The 16,887-nt window shown below is 65.1% G+C and carries 14 protein-coding genes; 6 read left to right on the top strand and 8 right to left on the bottom strand.

Annotated elements, in window-relative coordinates; all coding sequences use genetic code 11:
* Position 1: 1 nt before the first annotated feature.
* Genes BLS11_RS08340 through BLS11_RS08320 form a run of 5 tightly spaced genes read right to left on the bottom strand, consistent with a single transcriptional unit; the run spans position 2 to position 6,737 of the window.
* On the bottom strand, positions 2–952 hold the full coding sequence (locus tag BLS11_RS08340) for an AAA family ATPase (RefSeq protein ID WP_092535867.1): 951 nt from the start codon (positions 950–952) through the stop codon (positions 2–4).
* Positions 942–1,928: a DUF7502 family protein gene (locus BLS11_RS08335; RefSeq protein ID WP_092535864.1), complete on the bottom strand. Its 987-nt coding sequence runs from the start codon at positions 1,926–1,928 to the stop codon at positions 942–944. The genes BLS11_RS08340 and BLS11_RS08335 overlap by 11 nt, the downstream gene beginning before the upstream one ends.
* Positions 1,928–2,554 carry a hypothetical protein gene (locus BLS11_RS08330; protein ID WP_092535862.1) on the bottom strand — a complete coding sequence of 209 codons (627 nt, stop codon included), beginning with the start codon at positions 2,552–2,554 and terminating at the stop codon, positions 1,928–1,930. Before BLS11_RS08330 ends, BLS11_RS08335 begins: the two co-directional genes overlap by 1 nt.
* Positions 2,551–4,944 carry a VWA domain-containing protein gene (locus BLS11_RS08325; RefSeq protein ID WP_092535859.1) on the bottom strand — a complete coding sequence of 798 codons (2,394 nt, stop codon included), beginning with the start codon at positions 4,942–4,944 and terminating at the stop codon, positions 2,551–2,553. The genes BLS11_RS08330 and BLS11_RS08325 overlap by 4 nt, the downstream gene beginning before the upstream one ends.
* Positions 4,944–6,737, bottom strand: coding sequence for a vWA domain-containing protein (locus BLS11_RS08320; protein WP_092535856.1), 1,794 nt, complete (start codon positions 6,735–6,737; stop codon positions 4,944–4,946). The genes BLS11_RS08325 and BLS11_RS08320 overlap by 1 nt, the downstream gene beginning before the upstream one ends.
* Before the next feature lie 314 nt (positions 6,738–7,051).
* On the opposite strand from BLS11_RS08320, the gene BLS11_RS08315 reads away from it, so the two are divergent.
* Positions 7,052–8,023, top strand: coding sequence for a phosphoribosyltransferase family protein (locus BLS11_RS08315; protein ID WP_092535853.1), 972 nt, complete (start codon positions 7,052–7,054; stop codon positions 8,021–8,023).
* 269 nt (positions 8,024–8,292) lie between these two features.
* Entirely contained in the window at positions 8,293–8,715 is a 423-nt protein-coding gene (locus tag BLS11_RS08310) for a methylated-DNA--[protein]-cysteine S-methyltransferase (RefSeq protein ID WP_092535850.1), read from the top strand.
* A 51-nt stretch (positions 8,716–8,766) separates the two neighbouring features.
* Here the strand turns inward: BLS11_RS08310 and BLS11_RS08305 are convergent, their stop codons facing one another.
* Positions 8,767–10,173: an arylsulfotransferase family protein gene (locus BLS11_RS08305; protein ID WP_092535847.1), complete on the bottom strand. Its 1,407-nt coding sequence runs from the start codon at positions 10,171–10,173 to the stop codon at positions 8,767–8,769.
* A 207-nt stretch (positions 10,174–10,380) separates the two neighbouring features.
* The gene (locus BLS11_RS08300) at positions 10,381–11,019 is read right to left on the bottom strand and encodes a helix-turn-helix domain-containing protein (RefSeq protein ID WP_092535844.1); all 639 of its coding nucleotides are present in this window, start codon (positions 11,017–11,019) and stop codon (positions 10,381–10,383) included.
* Between the two features lie 146 nt (positions 11,020–11,165).
* Between BLS11_RS08300 and BLS11_RS08295 the strand changes: the two genes are divergently transcribed.
* Positions 11,166–11,606 (top strand): ester cyclase, encoded by a 441-nt coding sequence (locus BLS11_RS08295; RefSeq protein WP_092535841.1) that lies wholly within the window; start codon positions 11,166–11,168, stop codon positions 11,604–11,606.
* Between the two features lie 472 nt (positions 11,607–12,078).
* On the top strand, positions 12,079–14,646 hold the full coding sequence (locus BLS11_RS08285) for a PKD domain-containing protein (protein ID WP_217628990.1): 2,568 nt from the start codon (positions 12,079–12,081) through the stop codon (positions 14,644–14,646).
* Here the strand turns inward: BLS11_RS08285 and BLS11_RS08280 are convergent.
* The gene (locus BLS11_RS08280; RefSeq protein WP_092535833.1) at positions 14,633–14,869 is read right to left on the bottom strand and encodes a hypothetical protein; all 237 of its coding nucleotides are present in this window, start codon (positions 14,867–14,869) and stop codon (positions 14,633–14,635) included. The genes BLS11_RS08285 and BLS11_RS08280 overlap by 14 nt on opposite strands.
* A 317-nt stretch (positions 14,870–15,186) precedes the next feature.
* On the opposite strand from BLS11_RS08280, the gene BLS11_RS08275 reads away from it, so the two are divergent.
* Positions 15,187–15,675 carry an Lrp/AsnC family transcriptional regulator gene (locus tag BLS11_RS08275; protein WP_092535829.1) on the top strand — a complete coding sequence of 163 codons (489 nt, stop codon included), beginning with the start codon at positions 15,187–15,189 and terminating at the stop codon, positions 15,673–15,675.
* Positions 15,672–16,835 carry a pyridoxal phosphate-dependent aminotransferase gene (locus BLS11_RS08270; RefSeq protein WP_092535826.1) on the top strand — a complete coding sequence of 388 codons (1,164 nt, stop codon included), beginning with the start codon at positions 15,672–15,674 and terminating at the stop codon, positions 16,833–16,835. The genes BLS11_RS08275 and BLS11_RS08270 overlap by 4 nt, the downstream gene beginning before the upstream one ends.
* The last annotated feature ends 52 nt before the right edge of the window (positions 16,836–16,887 follow it).

The raw sequence follows: 16,887 nt of genomic DNA, 5'->3' as shown, positions 1-16,887 counted from the left end.
GTCAGGCGTCCGCGAGCAACGATTTCACCGCCTCGTCGGGCGTGACGCCCTCGCGTTCGGCGCGGAAATCGACGATGATGCGGTGTCTGATGACGGGCGGGGCCATCTCCTTCACGTCCTCCCAACTCACGTGCGACCGCCCGGCGAGGAACGCCCGCGCCTTCGCCGCGAGGACCAGCGACATGCTCGCGCGGGGACTCGCGCCGTACTCGATGTCGTCTGCGGTTCTGGTCGCGCGGACGAGTTCGACGGCCCTGTCGCGGACGTCGTCGGCGATGGGCACCTGCCGGGCGAGCGTCTGCGCCCGGAGGAGTTCGTCGCGACTCAGGATGCGTTCGACCTCCGGACTCGCCGCGCCCGCCGCGTAGCGGTTCACTATCTCGCTCTCCTCGTCGAAGGAGGGGTAATCGACGAGTATCTTCATCAGGAAGCGGTCGGTTTGCGCCTCCGGAAGGGGGTACGTCCCGCCTTGGTCGATGGGGTTCTGCGTCGCGAGGATGAAGAACGGACTCGGGAGTTCGTACGTGTCCCCCGCCGCAGTCACCTGCTTTTCCTGCATCGCTTCCAGCAACGCGGCCTGCGTCTTCGGCGTCGCGCGGTTTATCTCGTCGGCGAGGACGAGGTTCGCGAACACCGGCCCCTTCTCGAAGACGAACTCCCGGCCCTGCTCTGACTCGCGGATTATCTCGGTGCCGGTGATGTCGGAGGGCATCAGGTCGGGCGTGTTCTGGATGCGCGAAAAGGAGAGGTCCGTCACCTCCGCGACGGTTCGCACGAGCGTCGTCTTCCCGAGGCCGGGGTTCGATTCGAGGAGGGCGTTCCCGTCCGCGAGGACGCAGACGAGGAGTCGTTCGACCACGTCCGACTGGCCGACGATTCGCTTGCCGATTTCGCCGCGGACGCGGGAGAGCTTCGCCTGTAGTCTGTCGATGTCGTCGTCGTCAGGATTCATTGTCTTCGTCGTCTCTGTCGTCTCGTATCTGCAAGTTGTACTCGCGGATCAACTCCGCATCTTCGAGCTGTTCGTCGGGCGCGAACCCCGCCTGTTGGCTCTCCACCGCGTCACCGGAGAACCCGCCGCTATCGTAGGAGCCGGGCGACCCGGCGCCGCCGCCGCCGGAGCCGCTTCCGCCGCCTGTGCCGTCGAGCGTCGCGGTCACCGCCTCGTCCCCGGCGGAGACGTCCTCGGCGTCGCCGAGTATCTGGTCGCCGTTCTGCAGGTCCGTCGGTTCGTCGGGGCTGGCGCCGTCCGGTTGCTGTTGGCTGTCCGTCGCGTCGCCGCCGCCGACGCCGACGACCGACCCCGTCAGGTCGAGGTCCACGACGGCGACGTGGACGCTCGCGACGCTGAGGACGACGACGAGGAGCGTCGTCGTCACGACTCGCCGGGTGCCGACGAGTTCGACGCTCGAGGTGTCGCGGAGGCGGTCCAACACCTCCTCGTAGAGGCGGCGGGCCATCTCCGTGTTCGCGCCGTCGTCAAGCGAATCGCGGGCGGTCCGGAGCGCCTCGTTCACCGGAGGGTTCGCCGCCTCGAACTGCTCGACGAGGGGCCTTCGGGTGCGGAGGGCGTACTCGCCGCCGAAGGCGACGACGCCGACGAGGACGCCCAGAAGCGACGGGAACGGGAGCGAGGCGGGGACGACGCCGCCGGCACCGGCGACGGCAGAGGGGAGCGACACCGCCTCGGGGAGGGCCGGCGGGCGGACGACGCGAAAGAGGAGGTTCGTCAGGAGGGCGAGAAACGTCGCGTCGATTGCGGCGTACACGACGGCCACCTTCCGCGCCTCGCCGCGAACCTCCGCGAGTGCGGCGCGCATCCTGGCGGCGGACGACTCCGAACCCCGTTCGGCGTCCTCGTCGGTCACCGTCGGTCCGAACCCGGAGTCGGCGTCGAACTCGCGGTCCGAGTCGGGCTCGTCTGCCATCAGGAGCACTCCTCCGGTTTCGGGCCCTGTTTGGACTCGTCCCACTCGTTGCAGACGGTGCGGAGGTCGGACTTCAACTGCTCGTTCTCCGCTTCGAGCGTCGTCACCTCCGTCTCCAACGAGTTCACCGTCTCGTTCAGTTGGCGGTTCTCGCGTTCGAGGTCGTTCACCTCGTCTTCGAGCTCCGCGTTCTCCTCTTCGAGCGTCGTCACCTTCGTTTCGAGCTCGGAGATGCGCTCTCGGGCGTCTTCGAGGTTCGACTGCGCCTCGCTCAGCTGCTCTTTCTTCTGTTGGAGCTCGTCTTCGGTGTTCGCCAGTTCCTTCTCCGTGGCGTTGAGCATCTCCTCCGTCCGTTCGAGTTTGGTCGAAACCTGCCCCACGTCGCCGCGGGTCTGCGAGAGGCTCTGGTTCAACTCTTTGACTCGCTGTCGGAGGGCGCTGACGTTCTCTCTGGCGGCCGACAGCTCGTTTCGGAGCTCCTCGTTGCGTTCGCGCAACTGCTCGTTCTCCCGTTCGAGACCCCCCGCCGACGACTGGTAGAACATCGTCGCACCGACCGTACCGGTCAACAGCAGGCAGACGACGGCGACCAACGCGACGTTCAGCGGGCGACCGATGAAGCTCATGTCAATCCTCCTTCAGCCGTCGTTCCGCTGCGACGGACTTTAACCCGCCGGTAGACGACCTCAGCGACGAAGAGGAGGGCGGCGAGCAGGAGCGCGACCCACGTCCAGTCCTGCCGAACCGGGCGGACGCGGGTGGACTGCTCGCGGGCGAACTCGGCTATCTGAGCGCCCTCCGACGGTCTGAACACCTTCCCGCCGGTCCCCGTCGCCAGCGACTCCAACGCCGGGTCCGGTCCGAACCCGGCGTACTCCGCGCGGTAGTTGGCGGCGTACGTCGCCGAGAGTACGTCGTGGTAGCCCGCCTCGTCGGGCGTGACGCTCGCCTCGTAGCGCCCTTCGCCGACCTGTCTGAACTGCACGCCCTCGGCGGTCGGTCGCTCCTCGCCGCGAACGGTCACCGTCGTCGGCGACCCCACGCGCGTGTCGGAGATGCCGGTGACGCCCGTCGCCTTCCGCTCCGGGTCGCCGATGACGTAGTTCGTCGACTTCGTCAACAGGAGCGAGTCCGGCCGGGTCAACAGGCCGTCGAGCGTCCCGTCCGACCCGTAGGCGGTGATGGTTCCGACCCGCCCGAGGCCGTACCGCCACGTCGTGACGGCGGGCGTCCCGTCGTCGGCGGCGACGAGGAAGTCCGCGCCGCGGCGCACGGAGACGTCGTTGACCTCGCCGGGGTTCGACGTGAGTTCGACGCCCGAGGTGACGAAGGAGTTGGGGTCGACGACGGTGAGGCCCGACCCCTCGTACTGCTTGCTCCCGCCGAACAGGATGCTGAGTCGGTTCGTCTCCGTCGCGCGGAAGTAGTTGCCGCCGCCGGACTGCGCGATGGTCCGGAGTTTCTCCTCGTTGGGGTTCTGCCCCGCGCCGACGGTGATGACGCGGATTCCGCGGGCGCGGAGTCGTTGGGCGACGGCCGACGGCGGACCGACCTTGTCGTGGCCGTCGCTGACGAGAATCACCGTCCCGGGGTCGTCGCCGAGCATCTCGCCCGCGCCGCGGAGGCCCGCGGCGATGTCCGTCGCGCCGCCGCTTTGCAGTCGCCGCACCCTGTCCTCTAACGACGCTCGGTTGCTCCCCAGCGACTGTATCGGAGCCACCCCGTACGCGTTGTGGTTGAAGCCGACGATGCCGACGCGGTTCTCGTCGCCGAGTTGGTCGAGGGCCGAGAGGGTGACGGCCTTCTGGACGCGCATCCCGTTCTCGGAACTACCCGAAACGTCGATTGCGAACACGAGGTTCGTGCTCTGACTCGTCCCCTCGCCCGTCGAGACGGGGAGCATCGACGCCAGCGACGACCCCTCGTAGCCGCCGTTCTCGAAGGAGTTGCGCCCGCCGACGACGAGGAGGCCGTTGCCGTCGATGACGAACTCCTGGAGGGCGTCGACGTTTCCGACGCTTCCCGCGGGCGCGTCCTGCAGGACGACGGCGTGGTACGGCGAGAGGTCCTCGGGCACCGACGACGCCGTCTCCACGTCGTACACCTCCCCGAGATACTGCCGGAACGGGTAGTCGCCGGGCGAGACGTAGAGCACCGTCGGCTTCTCCACCACCCGAACGGTCTTTCGGAACACGTCGTTCTGCGAGTACACGTCGTCTGCATCCCCGATTTGGGCGGTGACGCGGTGCGTGCCGGTGCTCTCGAAGGTGTGGGTGAACTCGAACGCGCCGGTGCCGTTCTGCACCGTCTGTTCCGCCACCCGTTCGCCGTCCACGGAGACGGTGACCGTCGTCGGGGCGTCCGCGCGGACGCCGTCGACGCTCGCGAGGAACTTGTTCTCGACGCCGACGCTCGCCTTCGAGGGGCCGTTGAGCGTGACGTACTGCTCCCGCTGCGTCGGTTGCGGCGAGACGACGGAGACGGTGGCGTTCAGCGAACGGGCCAGTTCCGCCACCTCGGCGAGACTGCGCCCCTCCGTCACCCGGCCGTCGCTGACGAGGACGACGCTGCCGTTCTCCCGGAGGTTGGCCGCGACGGCGTCGCCGACGGGCGAGGAGTCGCCGCTTCCGATGGTCGTCGTCGTCACGGGGACGCCCGCGCCCTCGATGTCGCTCGTCAGTCGGTCGGTCACCTGCGGCGAGACGGCCGTGCTGTCGGAGCGGTCCGCGAGCACCGTCACGCGGGGGTCGCCGGGCGTCTCGCGCGAGGAGACGGTGTACGGCCCGGCGGCGGCGAGGACGACGAGGGCGACGACGAGGAGGCGCGTCGCGAAGAACCACCGCCTGCTTCGCTCGGAGGCGGTGCCCGTCGCGCCGCGCCAGACGAGCGCCCAAAGCAGGAGGACGCAGACGGGGAGAACGAGGAGGAGAAGCGGTCGCTCCACGCCCGCCGAGAGGCCCGTCGGAAGCTCGACGGACACCTGCAGGGCGGTCGAAGCGGGGAGTCCGGGCACCATCAGAGGTCACCCCGCCGACGGAGGTAGGCGACTTCTCCGAGCACCCCGACGAGGGCGGCCAACGCCACCCAGTGGTCCAGCGGGTTCGGGACGGTTCGGGACTCCTCGCGGGCGACCACGTCCGTCTTGGACGACTCCACGTCGTCGGCGACGACGTTCGACTCGGATTCGCTGAGGAGCGACGCGCTGTACCGCGTGCCGTCCGCCTCGTAGAATCCGGCGTCGTCCAACCGGACCGACGACGCCGTCACGGTGCCGCCGGGCGTCGCCACCGTCGTGCCGTTACCGAACTGGAGCCTCTCGCCCGTCTCCGCGTTCAGTTGGCTCAAGGGGGGTCGCCCGGCGAGGTGGTACACCGCGCGCTTCCAGAACACGGGGTACTGGTAGTCGTACTTGAACGCCGAGCGCTCCTCGATGTAGCCGTAGTAGAGGAGTCGCCCCTCGCCGCGCCGCGCCGTGGCGATAACGGGCGCTCCCTCGGTGGTCGAGACGAGTGCCCGGCCGTCGCGGAGCGTCCCGTTGACGTACGCCTCCGGCGGCGGGAACGAGATGCCGCGCGTCAGCGTGTCGTCTGCGGGTTGGCCGAGCGTCGGGTTCGAGCGCACCCCGTCGGCGTTCACCAACGACAGGTCGCCGTACTTGCCGGGCATCGACTCCTGCGCTTGGACGGCGACGCCGCCGCCGTCGGCGAGGAGTTCGCGCCCCGCCTCGACGTTTCCGGCGAGCAGTCTGTCGCTCTCGACGTTGCTGTAGACGATGACGTCGTACTCGCCCTCGACGGTCGTCGGCGGGTTATCGACCGTGAGTTCCACGGCGTCTACGACCGACAGCGCCGTCGTCAGGTACGTGTTCTCGTCGTTCGTCAGCACCAACACCTCTATCGTGGCGTCGTCCGGCGCGGCGACGTACGAGGTGTCGTCCGCGGGGAAGGAGTCGCCCGGCGACAGTCGGAGTTTCCCCCCGCCGGCGGGGACCGGGAGGGTGACGGAGCGGACGTCGCCGCCGCCGAGCGTCACGGACCGCCGTTCGCCGCCGAGGGCGACGGTTCTCGTCACCTCCTCGTCGCCGTAGTTCTTCACCGAGGCGGTCACCTGCCCGCCGGAGAACGACCGGTCGACGATGCCGACGTTGTCGTCGCCGCCGCCGGCGAACTGGCGGAGGTCCACGGTGAGTCCGCGACTGCGGGCGACGCGGACGGCGTCGCGCCACGGGCCGTCGTCGGCGAAGTCGCTCACGACGACGATTCGGGCGTCGGACCCGGCGACGGCGGCGGCCGTCGAGACGGCCGACCGGAGGTCGCCCGGCGATTGGGTGGGGGACAGTTCGTCTAAGACGGTTCGCGCCTCGCCGGGGTCGCCGCGTCGGAGGGCGACGGTGCTCTGTCCGTCCGCGACGACGACGGAGGTGGTGCCGGTCACCTCCTCTCGGGCGGCGGAGACGGCGCGGTCGAACCGGGTGGACCCGTCGGACTGGACGCCCATGCTGGCGCTCGCGTCCACGACGAGCACCGTCTCCTCGACGGTCGAACGCTCCGAGACGGGCACGTACGGTGTCGCCAACGCCGTCGCGACGAGGAGGACGACGAGCAGTTGGAGGAGCAACAGGACGCTCCGTTGGAGTCGCTCGAACAGGGGGTTCGACGCGTCTTCGCGCCGATCCTCCGCGAGGAAGCGGAACGTCGGGAGTTCCACCCTGCGGGGGTCCGGACGGATGAGATACAGGACGATGATGGGGACCGCGAGGAGGAGGGCGGCGAGTCCCGCGGGGGCGAGAAAGACGTCGGAGAGGGCCATCGACCGTGTACGCGTCGTCACACCTCTTGGGTCTTTTCCACCGTCGCGCTCGATGAACCGTCGTCGGAGGGTGACGTTCGACCGAAACGTACCATTTGGTGACCGCCGAGTCGAGCGGAACGTTGCCGGACGGCGGGCGACGGGAATTTATTCGAATAGTAAATCCCGAATTCAAGCCGCACGGCGGTTATCTCCGATGTGGACCCCGTCCGGTGGCCGCCGCATCTCCGGGTCCGAGGAGCGTAGATAATGGTTCGATAACCGGACGTTACTCGCTACATTTCTTTATGGGGTAATATGGTAAGAAAACGTGGATGAAATATCGGAGTGTCTCGGAACTCAACGAAGACGCACGACAGTTAGCGCAGGACCTGCCGTCTGATATCGACGTGGTTGCCGGGATTCCGAGAAGCGGGATGTTGGCGGCCGAACTCCTCTGTCTTCACCTCGACGTGCCGATGACGGACGTCGAGGGGCTCTGCGAGGGGACGGTGTTCGGGACGGGGAACCGACACGACGGCGAACCGTCGCTCGACGGCGCAGAGACGGTGCTGGTCGTGGACGACTCGGTCAACTCGGGGGCGCAGATGCGGGAGACGCAGCGACGCCTCGAAGAGGCGGACCTCCCCTTCGACGTCCGGTACGGCGCGGTGTACATCTCCACCAGCGGACACCAGTACGTCGACTACTGGAGCGAGGTGGTCCCGATTCCGCGGGTGTTCGAGTGGAACCTGATGCATCACCCGACGCTGAAGAACACTTGCGTCGATATCGACGGTGTGCTCTGTCGGGACCCGACGCCCGAGGAGAACGACGACGGCGAGCGATACCGCGAGTTCCTCGCGACCGTCGAACCGAAGACGATTCCGAACCAGCGAATCGGATGGCTCGTCACCTGCCGGTTGGAGAAGTACCGCGAGGAGACGGAGGCGTGGTTGGACGAACACGGCGTCGAGTACGACGAACTCGTGATGATGGACCTGCCGGACAAGGAGACGCGGCAGGAACGGGGCAACCACGCCGAGTACAAAGCCGACGTGTACGAAGCGACCGGCGCGAATCTGTTCATCGAGAGTTCCGAGCGACAGGCGGCGAAGATATGCGACCGGACGAAAAAGCAGGTGTTCTGCTACGAGAGCAACGAGATGCTGCGACCGGGGCGAATCCAACGGACCTACCGGAAGGGGAACGACTACCTCTCGCGTCTGGCGAAGAACCCCGTCGGCTTCACCGCGGCGGCGAGCAAGTACGTTCTCTCCCGGAGTTATCACGGGCTCAGGCGGTGATTCACGGTCGTCACCGCACTCGGAGGGGGCCAGACGACGGTACCGTGCGACGGAACGAGAGCCGAAACGGACGCGGTTCGACGTAGGCGGGCCGAACCCCCCACCGGTCCGCGCGGCGAGACTGCTATTCTCCGCGACGACGTACGGCGCTCGTGACGGAGACACCGACGCCTCTGGACGCGACCCGAGAGATACCCGAGACGGAGGAGTAGGGTTCGGACCGCCGGAAGGGTAGAGATATCTCGCCGGGCGTCCACCGGAACAGTACCGTGCAGGTTTCGATATTCGGATTCCCGGTCGAACTCGACGAATCGTACGTGGACGCGGACCCCGCCGCCGTCGAAGCGCAGATAGCGGCCTACGAACGCGGTGACCGGACGGCGTTCGACCTGCCCGTGTCCTACCCGGACTCCTTCGACGGACGGGTGATGCGCGCGATGGCGGCCGTCCCCTACGGCGAGACGCGCACGTACGGCGATATCGCGGCGGAACTCGACACGAGTCCCGTCGCCGTCGGACAGGCGTGCGGTCGCAACCCGGTCCCTCTCGTGGTCCCCTGTCACCGCGTCGTCGGGACCGACTCCCTCGGCGGGTTCTCCGCGGACGGCGGCCCCGAACTGAAGCGACGACTGCTGACGGCCGAAGGTGCGACGGAGGGCGGGCGACAGACGGGTCTCGCGGCGTTCGACTGAGGAATGTGCGGCGGCCGCGCCGCCCGCGGAGGCCGCGACGCCGAGGAGTCGCTATCGGAGGTGTTGGACGCCGCGGCGCACGCCGCCGACGACGCGCCGACGCTGATAGAGCAGTTCAGCGACGGCCCAGAGGAGGCCGACGACGAGGGCGACGGAGACGAACACGAGCGTCCACGGGGCCATCCAGACCGGCTTTATCCACTGCGAGAGGCCCTTCCACGTGTCGGCGAGTTCCGTTGCGGCCCCCTCCAACGGCGTTCCGCCGAACGTCGTCGTCAACCACTCGGGGAACGTCGCGTCGCCGTCGCCCGTGCCGGGCGTCTCGCCCGCGCTTCCGGAGAGTTCGTAGGACCCCGAGACGTTCTGGTCCTGCATCGTCGGTCCGCCGGGTTCGTTCCCGTAGGCGGCGCGTTCGGCGTCGAACGGGGCCCACGGCGTGTACACCTCCCAGACGATTTCGCCCGTCGGCGTCACCTCGATGACGCGGTGGCCGAGCGAGTCGGTGATGAGCGTGTTACCGTTCGGGAGTCGGTCGGCGTCCCGCGGCCAGTTCAACTGGTCGTTCCCGACGGTCCACACTCGCTCCCACTGGCACTCGCCGTCCGTTCGGGCGGAGCAGGCGTACTCGACCACCCGGTCGTTCTCGCTGTCGGCGACGAGAATCGTCGGCGTCCCGTTCTCGGACTCCAGATACTGTGGGTTGTGCTGTTCGTTTATCACGTCGTGATCGTCGTCCGACCCGAGTCGCATCGTGATCTCGCCCGTCGAGCGATTGACGACGGCAACTTGGTCGAAGTTCCGCGGCGAGATGAGATACTCGCCCTCTCCTATCTTGTCCACGTCGTTGACGTGCGACCAGTCCTCGGAACTGATCCCCTTATCGGTGTCCGCGGGGTAGTGGTCCTTGAAGTACCACTCCCAGACGATTTCGTCCTCCGAGAGGTCGTAGATGAAGATGCGGTCGTTGCTCGTGCCGTTCTCGGTGTTCCGCATGTTGGCGACGAGCAACTGGTCGCCGTTTATCATGTCCACGTCGTGGGTGTCCTCGATGCTGAAGTTCTGCTGCCAGACGCGTTCCCTCGTCTCCGGGTTCAGTTCGTACACCATCGTCTCGCCGGGCGCGGTGTTGACGACGAGGAGGTTCCCGTTCTCGAGCGGGTCGACGCTGTAGAACCAACTCGCGCCGTGTTTCGACCCGTTGTATATCCACTTCGGTTGGCCGTCGGGGCCCGCCGCGATGAGTCGCGCCGGCTTCTTCTCGCCTCCCTGCCCTTGGAAGTGGAAGCCTTGGACGGCGACGTACGTCGTCCCGTTCGCGGCGCTTTCGACCGTCCCGGTCTGTACCTCCGGCGGTTCGTACGCGGCGGTGAGTGCGGCACCGGCCACCAGCGATCCGACGACGACGAGTGCGAGAATCGAACGCAGAATCCACCGTGGCGTCAGAGAGAGCCGAGGCATGTGAGAGAGAAATCGACCGCCCGCGCAAAGTGTATTCTGTTCGCCGCCAATGACTGTTCGGAGTCGGTTGATATGCTACGAGAGAGCAAACGTCACTCCCGCGTCGCCGTAGTGTCGTTCGGTGACCGCCGCCCGTCTGGTCCGGGGAACAACTGCGGTCGTTCGACACCACGGGATACGGCCAGAGCGGCCTCCGATCCGGCGCTCCTACCGGACGGCGTCGTCGAGGGAGTGGGTTATCAACCGGCTTTCCGCACGCTGTCGAAGTCTACTAGCCGCGGACTTGTGGATGCCGAGCGTCTCCGCGAGTTCGGTGAGAGTACACGTTCTGGGGTCGTCGTAGAACCCCCGTTCGATGGCGGTTTCGACGAACTCTCGCTGTCGGGCCGTTAGTACGGCGGCGGCGGCCTCGTGAGAGTGGGTGAGAGAGCTCACCCGATACGGGATTTCTGCCGCCGCGAGCTCTTCGAGGTAGGCGGAGAGGCTATCGTGACCGGCGACGACGTGTACGGAGAATCGCCCGTTCCGGAGAATCGTCGGGTAGATGGAGATGCAACCGGAGTCGTAGAGCGGATCGTAAGCCTTCGAGCTTCCGGTCAGGAACTGGAGCAGTACGACCTCTGAGTCCGTATGAAGCGTTTCGAGCTCAATTACCTCGGGTGCCGTTTCGAATCTCCGGACGACGTCGCCACCGTCGGCCGTCCGAACTTCGAGCGTGACAAGCGCGCCTTGGTCGCGGAGTTGCGTCGCCAAGAGCCGAAACTCGTCGCCGGGGAACTCCGTCGAGAGCTCCGCGAGCCACCCTCCGATCTCCTCACCGTTCAGTTCGAGCTTCAGGTGCGGCATCGACGGACGGTACTCCGGAGGAGTATTTAAAAGGAGCAACATGTTTCTGGACAAATCTACGCCGGTCGGGGGCCTCGTTCCGTCGTGGTAGAACCGACACACAACTCGACGACCGATTCGCCGACTCGCGGGGGGAAGGCCCGGAGATGACCGATTCGCTTACTCCCCGAGAACGGGAGAACGAGCGCACCGCCCGTCGAATTCCGGAGGAGGTCTTCGGTGACGGCGACCTCGACTTGCTCGACGACTTGTACGCGCCGGACGCCGTCGATCACAACCCCTTCGGGTCCGAGGAGGGGACGGAGGCGATTCGGGAGTCTTACGAGTCGTTCCTCTCGGCGTTCCCCGACGTCGCGCAAACGGTCGAACGCAGCGTCGTTCGCGGGGACACGGTCGCCCTCCACATCACGAGTCGAGGAACGCACGAGGGGGTCCTCTGGGGCATCGAACCGACGGGGAACGAGATAGACGTTCAACAGATGGCGTTCTTCCGTCTCGAAGACGGACTCATCGCCGAGCGATGGTTCCTCTCGGACAATCTGACGTTGCTCCGGCAACTGGGTGCGGTGGACTTCTCTACCAAGTGACGGACGCCCGTCCGAACTCCCTCGTTCGGTGAGGGGGAGACGACGGTTCGTCCGGGCGGACCCTCGAATCCTCGAACCGTCGCACCCGCGATTCGCTCACCTCCGCCGAATTCTGCCGGAGTCAACGCATCCTCCGCCTCGTGTAGCACAACCTCGGAGGATGGGTTTGATGCGTGGCTTATTTTGCGCCCGAGTCAGATGCGAACCACTCTACGCAAATGGACACGCCGAACTCGCTCAGTTGTCGCTCAGGGGCGCGATCGTCGAAACTACGACAAGTTCCTACTCGGACATTCAAGCGGCAGAGACCGCCCAGCAAGTAGACGAGTTACTCGATAAATGAGCCAACTCCTATTCGCTTGAGTCTAGCTGTCAGAACCTCTATCTGTTATATTTTGTCACAGGAACGGTTTGAAGCAAGTGCTTTGTAGTCAAGCTTTGAACCGGCGCATGCATGCGTCGACGAACATTCATGACTGCGTTAGTAACGGGTGCCGCGGCAGTCTCCGGAGCGGAACTGACCGAGGCTCAAACTGCCGACAGCTCAGAGACGATTCAACCGCTGATGTTCGACTCAACGGCGAGTATCTTGAGCAGTGAGAGCGAACCGCTGACTGGCGACTCACTGGTCGCGGTGTGGGCTGAGTCAACCGCCTACAATGGCGACGAAGACGGGGACGGCGATGCCGTTTCCTACTCCGAAGGTACCCAGATCCCGCTCGTTGTGAGCGCAGACAACCTCGTTGCATTCGGTGCCCCGATCGGACAAAATGACACCGACTTTAATTACGGCAATGAGGAGTTCCTGCTCAACGTCCTCGATGCAGAGGTCGATGGTTCGACCATTCTGTTCGACGAGGGCCACGGGCAGTTCTACGACACCGATGCGTTCTCGACAGTTATCGAATACGTCGAGAACAACGGATACAACATCAACGCGACCACGAGTCTCGCTGCCAACCTCGAGGGAGCGGACGCAGCGATCGTCACCTCGCCCTCGGAGGCATTCTCGGCTACGGAACGTGATGCACTCGCTAGCTTCGTCACGAGTGGTGGAACGCTTCTGCTGTTCGATCAGTCCGACTTCAGCAACTACGACGCGACGGACAATCTCAACGAGATCACGACGGCTGTCGACGCTCCCTTCCGATTCAACGACGATCAGGTGTACGACCCCCAGAACAACGCCTCCGCCGAGTTCGTCCCGACGACATCGAACTTCAACACCTCGTTCGAGTACTTTGAGAATCGGGAGGGGCTTGGCCTCGAGCTCAATCGCGACGAGACGTATACTGTCGAGGTTGTGGAAATCACCGACGGCGACACTATCGATGTAGCCTTCGACGGTGGCCAGGAGGAAGCTATCCGGATCCTCGGTATCGATACACCCGAAACGGGGAGTGCAACTAGTACCGAACGCGCTGAGGAATGGGAGGGTATCGAGTCCTACGACTACCTCGAAGCGGCTGGTGAGGCTGCAACAGCGTTTGCCCAAGAGGAGTTGTCTCCTGGCGATACCGTCGAACTCTCGTTCGATGGAACTGAGCCCGTTCGTGACGAGTACGGACGCGTACTCGGCTATCTCACCTACGACGCCTCCGGTGACGGCGACCGCAACACACTGTACAATCGTCGGGTGGTCGAGGCCGGTCATGGCCGCGTCTACGGCTCTGGGTTCAACCGTCACGACGACTTCCTCGCCGCGGAGTTCTCCGCTCGCGACGCTGGTCTTGAGGTCTGGTCCGAGAGCGATCCCTACGGCTCCTCCCCCATCCGTGATCGCCCCGCAGAGGATCTATTCTTCCCGAACCCGACGAGTATCGTCACGACATCGGGGCCCGTCTCCTCTGAGCGCGTCCCGGTATTTGCGGCTCCAAGCGCGACACGAAGCGGTGCCGAGACGACCTACGAAGAGGACGTTCCGCTGGGTGCTGTCGACTACGACTCCCGGCTGGTGTACCTCGGTGCTCCGATCATCAGTGAAACGTACGAGGCGGCCGAGGGTTATCCGGTCGACACCTCGACGTACGAAAACTTCGCCTTCGTAACCGAACTCATCAATGATATGAGCGACCGCGAGGACGGCCCGGTCCTGATCGAGGGTGGACACGGCCAATTCAATCTCGGGTACTCGCTATCGAGCGAGGACGCGGCATACTACCAGCGGTACCTCGAAGGTCAAGACATCCTCTTCGAACAAGTGAACGACGTGACGACGACGACCGCTAATGAGCGACTCGCCGCAGCCCGAGCGCTCATCATCACGACTCCGGCGTCCGCTTTCTCGGATGGGGAACTCGCCGCCGTTAGGTCGTTCGCTGAGGCAGGCGGCACAGTTGTTCTGATGGGGAGTGCCAGCGCATCCGACGCCCAGCGTGAATATCTCAACAGTATCGCTGCGGGGATAGACTCCGATCTACGACTCGGTAGGGGCTCTGTTACCGACCCCGAGTCGAACCTCAACGACGAAGCGACGATTCCGGTAACGACCAACCTCAACGAAACGGAAGCGCCCTCTGACCAACCTCCGATCGCGCGTATCGATCTCAAAGTAACTGATGTCACCGTCGGTGAACGGCTCGCCTTCCGAGTTGAGGATACGTCGGACAACGAGCGTTGGATCGACTCGCTGGAGTGGACGTTCGGCGACGGAACGACAGCCGAGGGGTGGTTCAACGCCCACCGTTACGACGAACCCGGCGAGTATACCGTGACACTGACCGCCACCGACAACACGGGGACGAAAACTACCGACACCATCACGATCACGGTTAAGGAGCTGGCAGATCCGATCGCACGTATCATACCAAGTACGACTGAGCCCTCTGTCAACGACCGCGTTACGTTCCGGGTTGAGGATACGTCGGGCAACGAGCGTTGGATCGACTCGCTGGAGTGGACGTTCGGCGACGGAACGACAGCCGAGGGGTGGTTCAACGCCCACCGTTACGACGAATCAGGCGAATATACCGTGACACTGACCGCCACCGACAACACGGGGACGAAAACTACCGACACCATTACCGTTACTGTCGAGTAGACGTTGTCATCCCCCATTCAGCTATACCGGCGCTTGTGTGGATACGGGCAACGACGTCGTGCGGTATCCGAAGGTAGTCGACATCATCGACCGTGAGCGGGTACTCGGCCTCGATGCGCGAGGTTAGTTGATGGACGAGTACATTGATTGAGTTGACGTCATACTGATCTTGGAGTATTTGGGCGTGCTGCTCTGCTTCTCTATACGGCGATTCGATCTCCATGGGTCTACTTATCGTCTTATATGGATAGGTCGGTGAAGTAACTATAGACGGTAGTACCGGAAGCTACTGGCATTGAAGGTCTCGTTTCGGTAGGTGTGGCAATTACCGCCTACGGTGTGAACCGCTGAATACTCCGCCTGTACGTAGCAACTCCAGGCCACATCTCCATCAGGAAGCGATCGGAGAGTCCCATCCTCCGAGGTTGTGCGTGTAGAGATCCACGAAATTCTGTATCGTCGCATACGGTTCACGGACCGGGTGCGAGTCGGTCGCGCGGTTGGGTAAACCCTATCAACGGGGACTGCTACCACTGCCGTATGGACGAGAAGCGGGAACTACTCGACCTGTTGCTTCGCAACGCTCGCGAGAGCGTCGACGACCTCGCGCGACAGACCGGACTCGAAGCGGCGGAGGTCGAAGCACTCGTCGAGGAGTTAGAGGACGAGGGCGTCATCCGCGGCTATCAGGCCATCGTCGATTGGGACCGCGTCGACGAGGAGTACGTGCAGGCCGAGGTCGAACTGAACGTCGAACTCGACCGGGAGACGGGGTACGAGGAGATAGCCCGTCGAATCGGCAAGTTCCCCGAAGTCGCGTCGCTCCGTCTGGTCTCCGGCGACTACGACTTCGCCGTGGACGTGGTCGGCGACTCGATGCAGGACGTCTCGAACTTCGTCTCCGAGCAGATAGCCCCCGTCCCGGAGGTCACCCAGACGGTGACCCACTTCGTCATGGAGACGTACAAGGAACGGGGCGTCGAACTCGGCGACGGCGACGAAGACGACCGGTTGTCGTTCTCGCCATGACGGACCGTCTCTCCGCGCGGGCCCGCGAGACGCCGCCGTCCGGCATCCGTCGGTTCTTCGAGTTGGCCGAGGAGATGGACGACGTCATCTCGCTGGGCGTCGGCGAACCCGACTTCTCCGCCCCGTGGGCGGCCCGAACCGCCGCCATCGACTCGCTGGAACGCGGTCGGACCTCCTACACCGCAAACAGGGGGATGCGCGAACTCCGCGAGGCCATCGCGGACCGCGCGACGACGTACGACCTCGAATACGACCCCGACGAGGAGATACTCGTCACCGCGGGCGCGAGCGAAGCCGTCGACTTGGCGATGCGGGCGTTGGTGGACCCCGGCGACACCGTCGCCGTCCCCCAACCCTCGTACATCTCGTACGTGCCGACGGTGACGTTCGCCGGCGGCGACGCCCTCCCGGTGCCGACGTCCGTCGAGAACGACTTCGCCCTCACGTACGAGGACTTAGAACGCGCGGGCGCGGCGGACGCCGACGTACTGGTGCTTTGTTACCCGAACAACCCCACCGGCGCGGTGATGACCGAACGGCAACTGGCCGACGTGGCGTCGTTCGCGCGCGAACACGACCTGTTCGTCCTCTCGGACGAGATTTACGCCGCCCTCCGCTACGAGGACGAACACGTCTCCATCGCCACGTTGCCGGAGATGCGGGACCGAACCGTGGTGTTCAACGGGTTCTCGAAGGCGTACGCCATGACCGGCCTACGTCTGGGGTACGCACTCGGCCCGGCCGACGTCATCGACGCGATGAACCGCATCCACCAGTACACGATGCTGTCGGCGCCGACGACGGCGCAGTACGCCGCCCTCGAAGCCCTCGACTCCTGCGAGGACGAAGTCGAGGAGATGCGGCGCGCCTACGACAGGCGGCGGCGGTACGTCATCTCGCGGTTCAACGACATCGGGATGGACTGCTTCGAGGCGAAAGGCGCGTTCTACGTCTTCCCCGAGTGTCCCCCGGGGTGGGAGGACGACGAAGCGTTCGCGGAGGAACTCCTCCAAGCGCAGAACGTCGCACTCGTCCCCGGAAGCGCCTTCGGCGAGGGCGGGCGCGGCCACCTCCGCGTCTCCTACGCCACCGGGATGGCCGAACTCAAGGAGGCGTTGAACCGAATCGAGGCGTTCGTCGAGGCCGAGGCGGAGCGATAAACCCTCCCCCGCGATACGGATTCTGCCGGTCGTCGCTATCGCTTCGACTCTC

The sequence above is a fragment of the Halopelagius longus genome (genome assembly GCF_900100875.1).
GTDB classification, from domain to species: domain Archaea; phylum Halobacteriota; class Halobacteria; order Halobacteriales; family Haloferacaceae; genus Halopelagius; species Halopelagius longus.
Note: the sequence above shows the minus strand (reverse complement) of the source record. Positions and strands in the feature narration are given on the sequence as shown.

Coding starts and splice junctions, on each gene's coding strand:
- BLS11_RS08340 (WP_092535867.1), bottom strand. CDS start 952: ATGAATCCTGACGACGACGACATCGACAGACTACAGGCGAAGCTCTCC.
- BLS11_RS08335 (WP_092535864.1), bottom strand. CDS start 1,928: ATGGCAGACGAGCCCGACTCGGACCGCGAGTTCGACGCCGACTCCGGG.
- BLS11_RS08330 (WP_092535862.1), bottom strand. CDS start 2,554: ATGAGCTTCATCGGTCGCCCGCTGAACGTCGCGTTGGTCGCCGTCGTC.
- BLS11_RS08325 (WP_092535859.1), bottom strand. CDS start 4,944: ATGGTGCCCGGACTCCCCGCTTCGACCGCCCTGCAGGTGTCCGTCGAG.
- BLS11_RS08320 (WP_092535856.1), bottom strand. CDS start 6,737: ATGGCCCTCTCCGACGTCTTTCTCGCCCCCGCGGGACTCGCCGCCCTC.
- BLS11_RS08315 (WP_092535853.1), top strand. CDS start 7,052: ATGAAATATCGGAGTGTCTCGGAACTCAACGAAGACGCACGACAGTTA.
- BLS11_RS08305 (WP_092535847.1), bottom strand. CDS start 10,173: ATGCCTCGGCTCTCTCTGACGCCACGGTGGATTCTGCGTTCGATTCTC.
- BLS11_RS08300 (WP_092535844.1), bottom strand. CDS start 11,019: ATGCCGCACCTGAAGCTCGAACTGAACGGTGAGGAGATCGGAGGGTGG.
- BLS11_RS08295 (WP_092535841.1), top strand. CDS start 11,166: ATGACCGATTCGCTTACTCCCCGAGAACGGGAGAACGAGCGCACCGCC.
- BLS11_RS08285 (WP_217628990.1), top strand. CDS start 12,079: ATGACTGCGTTAGTAACGGGTGCCGCGGCAGTCTCCGGAGCGGAACTG.
- BLS11_RS08280 (WP_092535833.1), bottom strand. CDS start 14,869: ATGGAGATCGAATCGCCGTATAGAGAAGCAGAGCAGCACGCCCAAATA.
- BLS11_RS08275 (WP_092535829.1), top strand. CDS start 15,187: ATGGACGAGAAGCGGGAACTACTCGACCTGTTGCTTCGCAACGCTCGC.
- BLS11_RS08270 (WP_092535826.1), top strand. CDS start 15,672: ATGACGGACCGTCTCTCCGCGCGGGCCCGCGAGACGCCGCCGTCCGGC.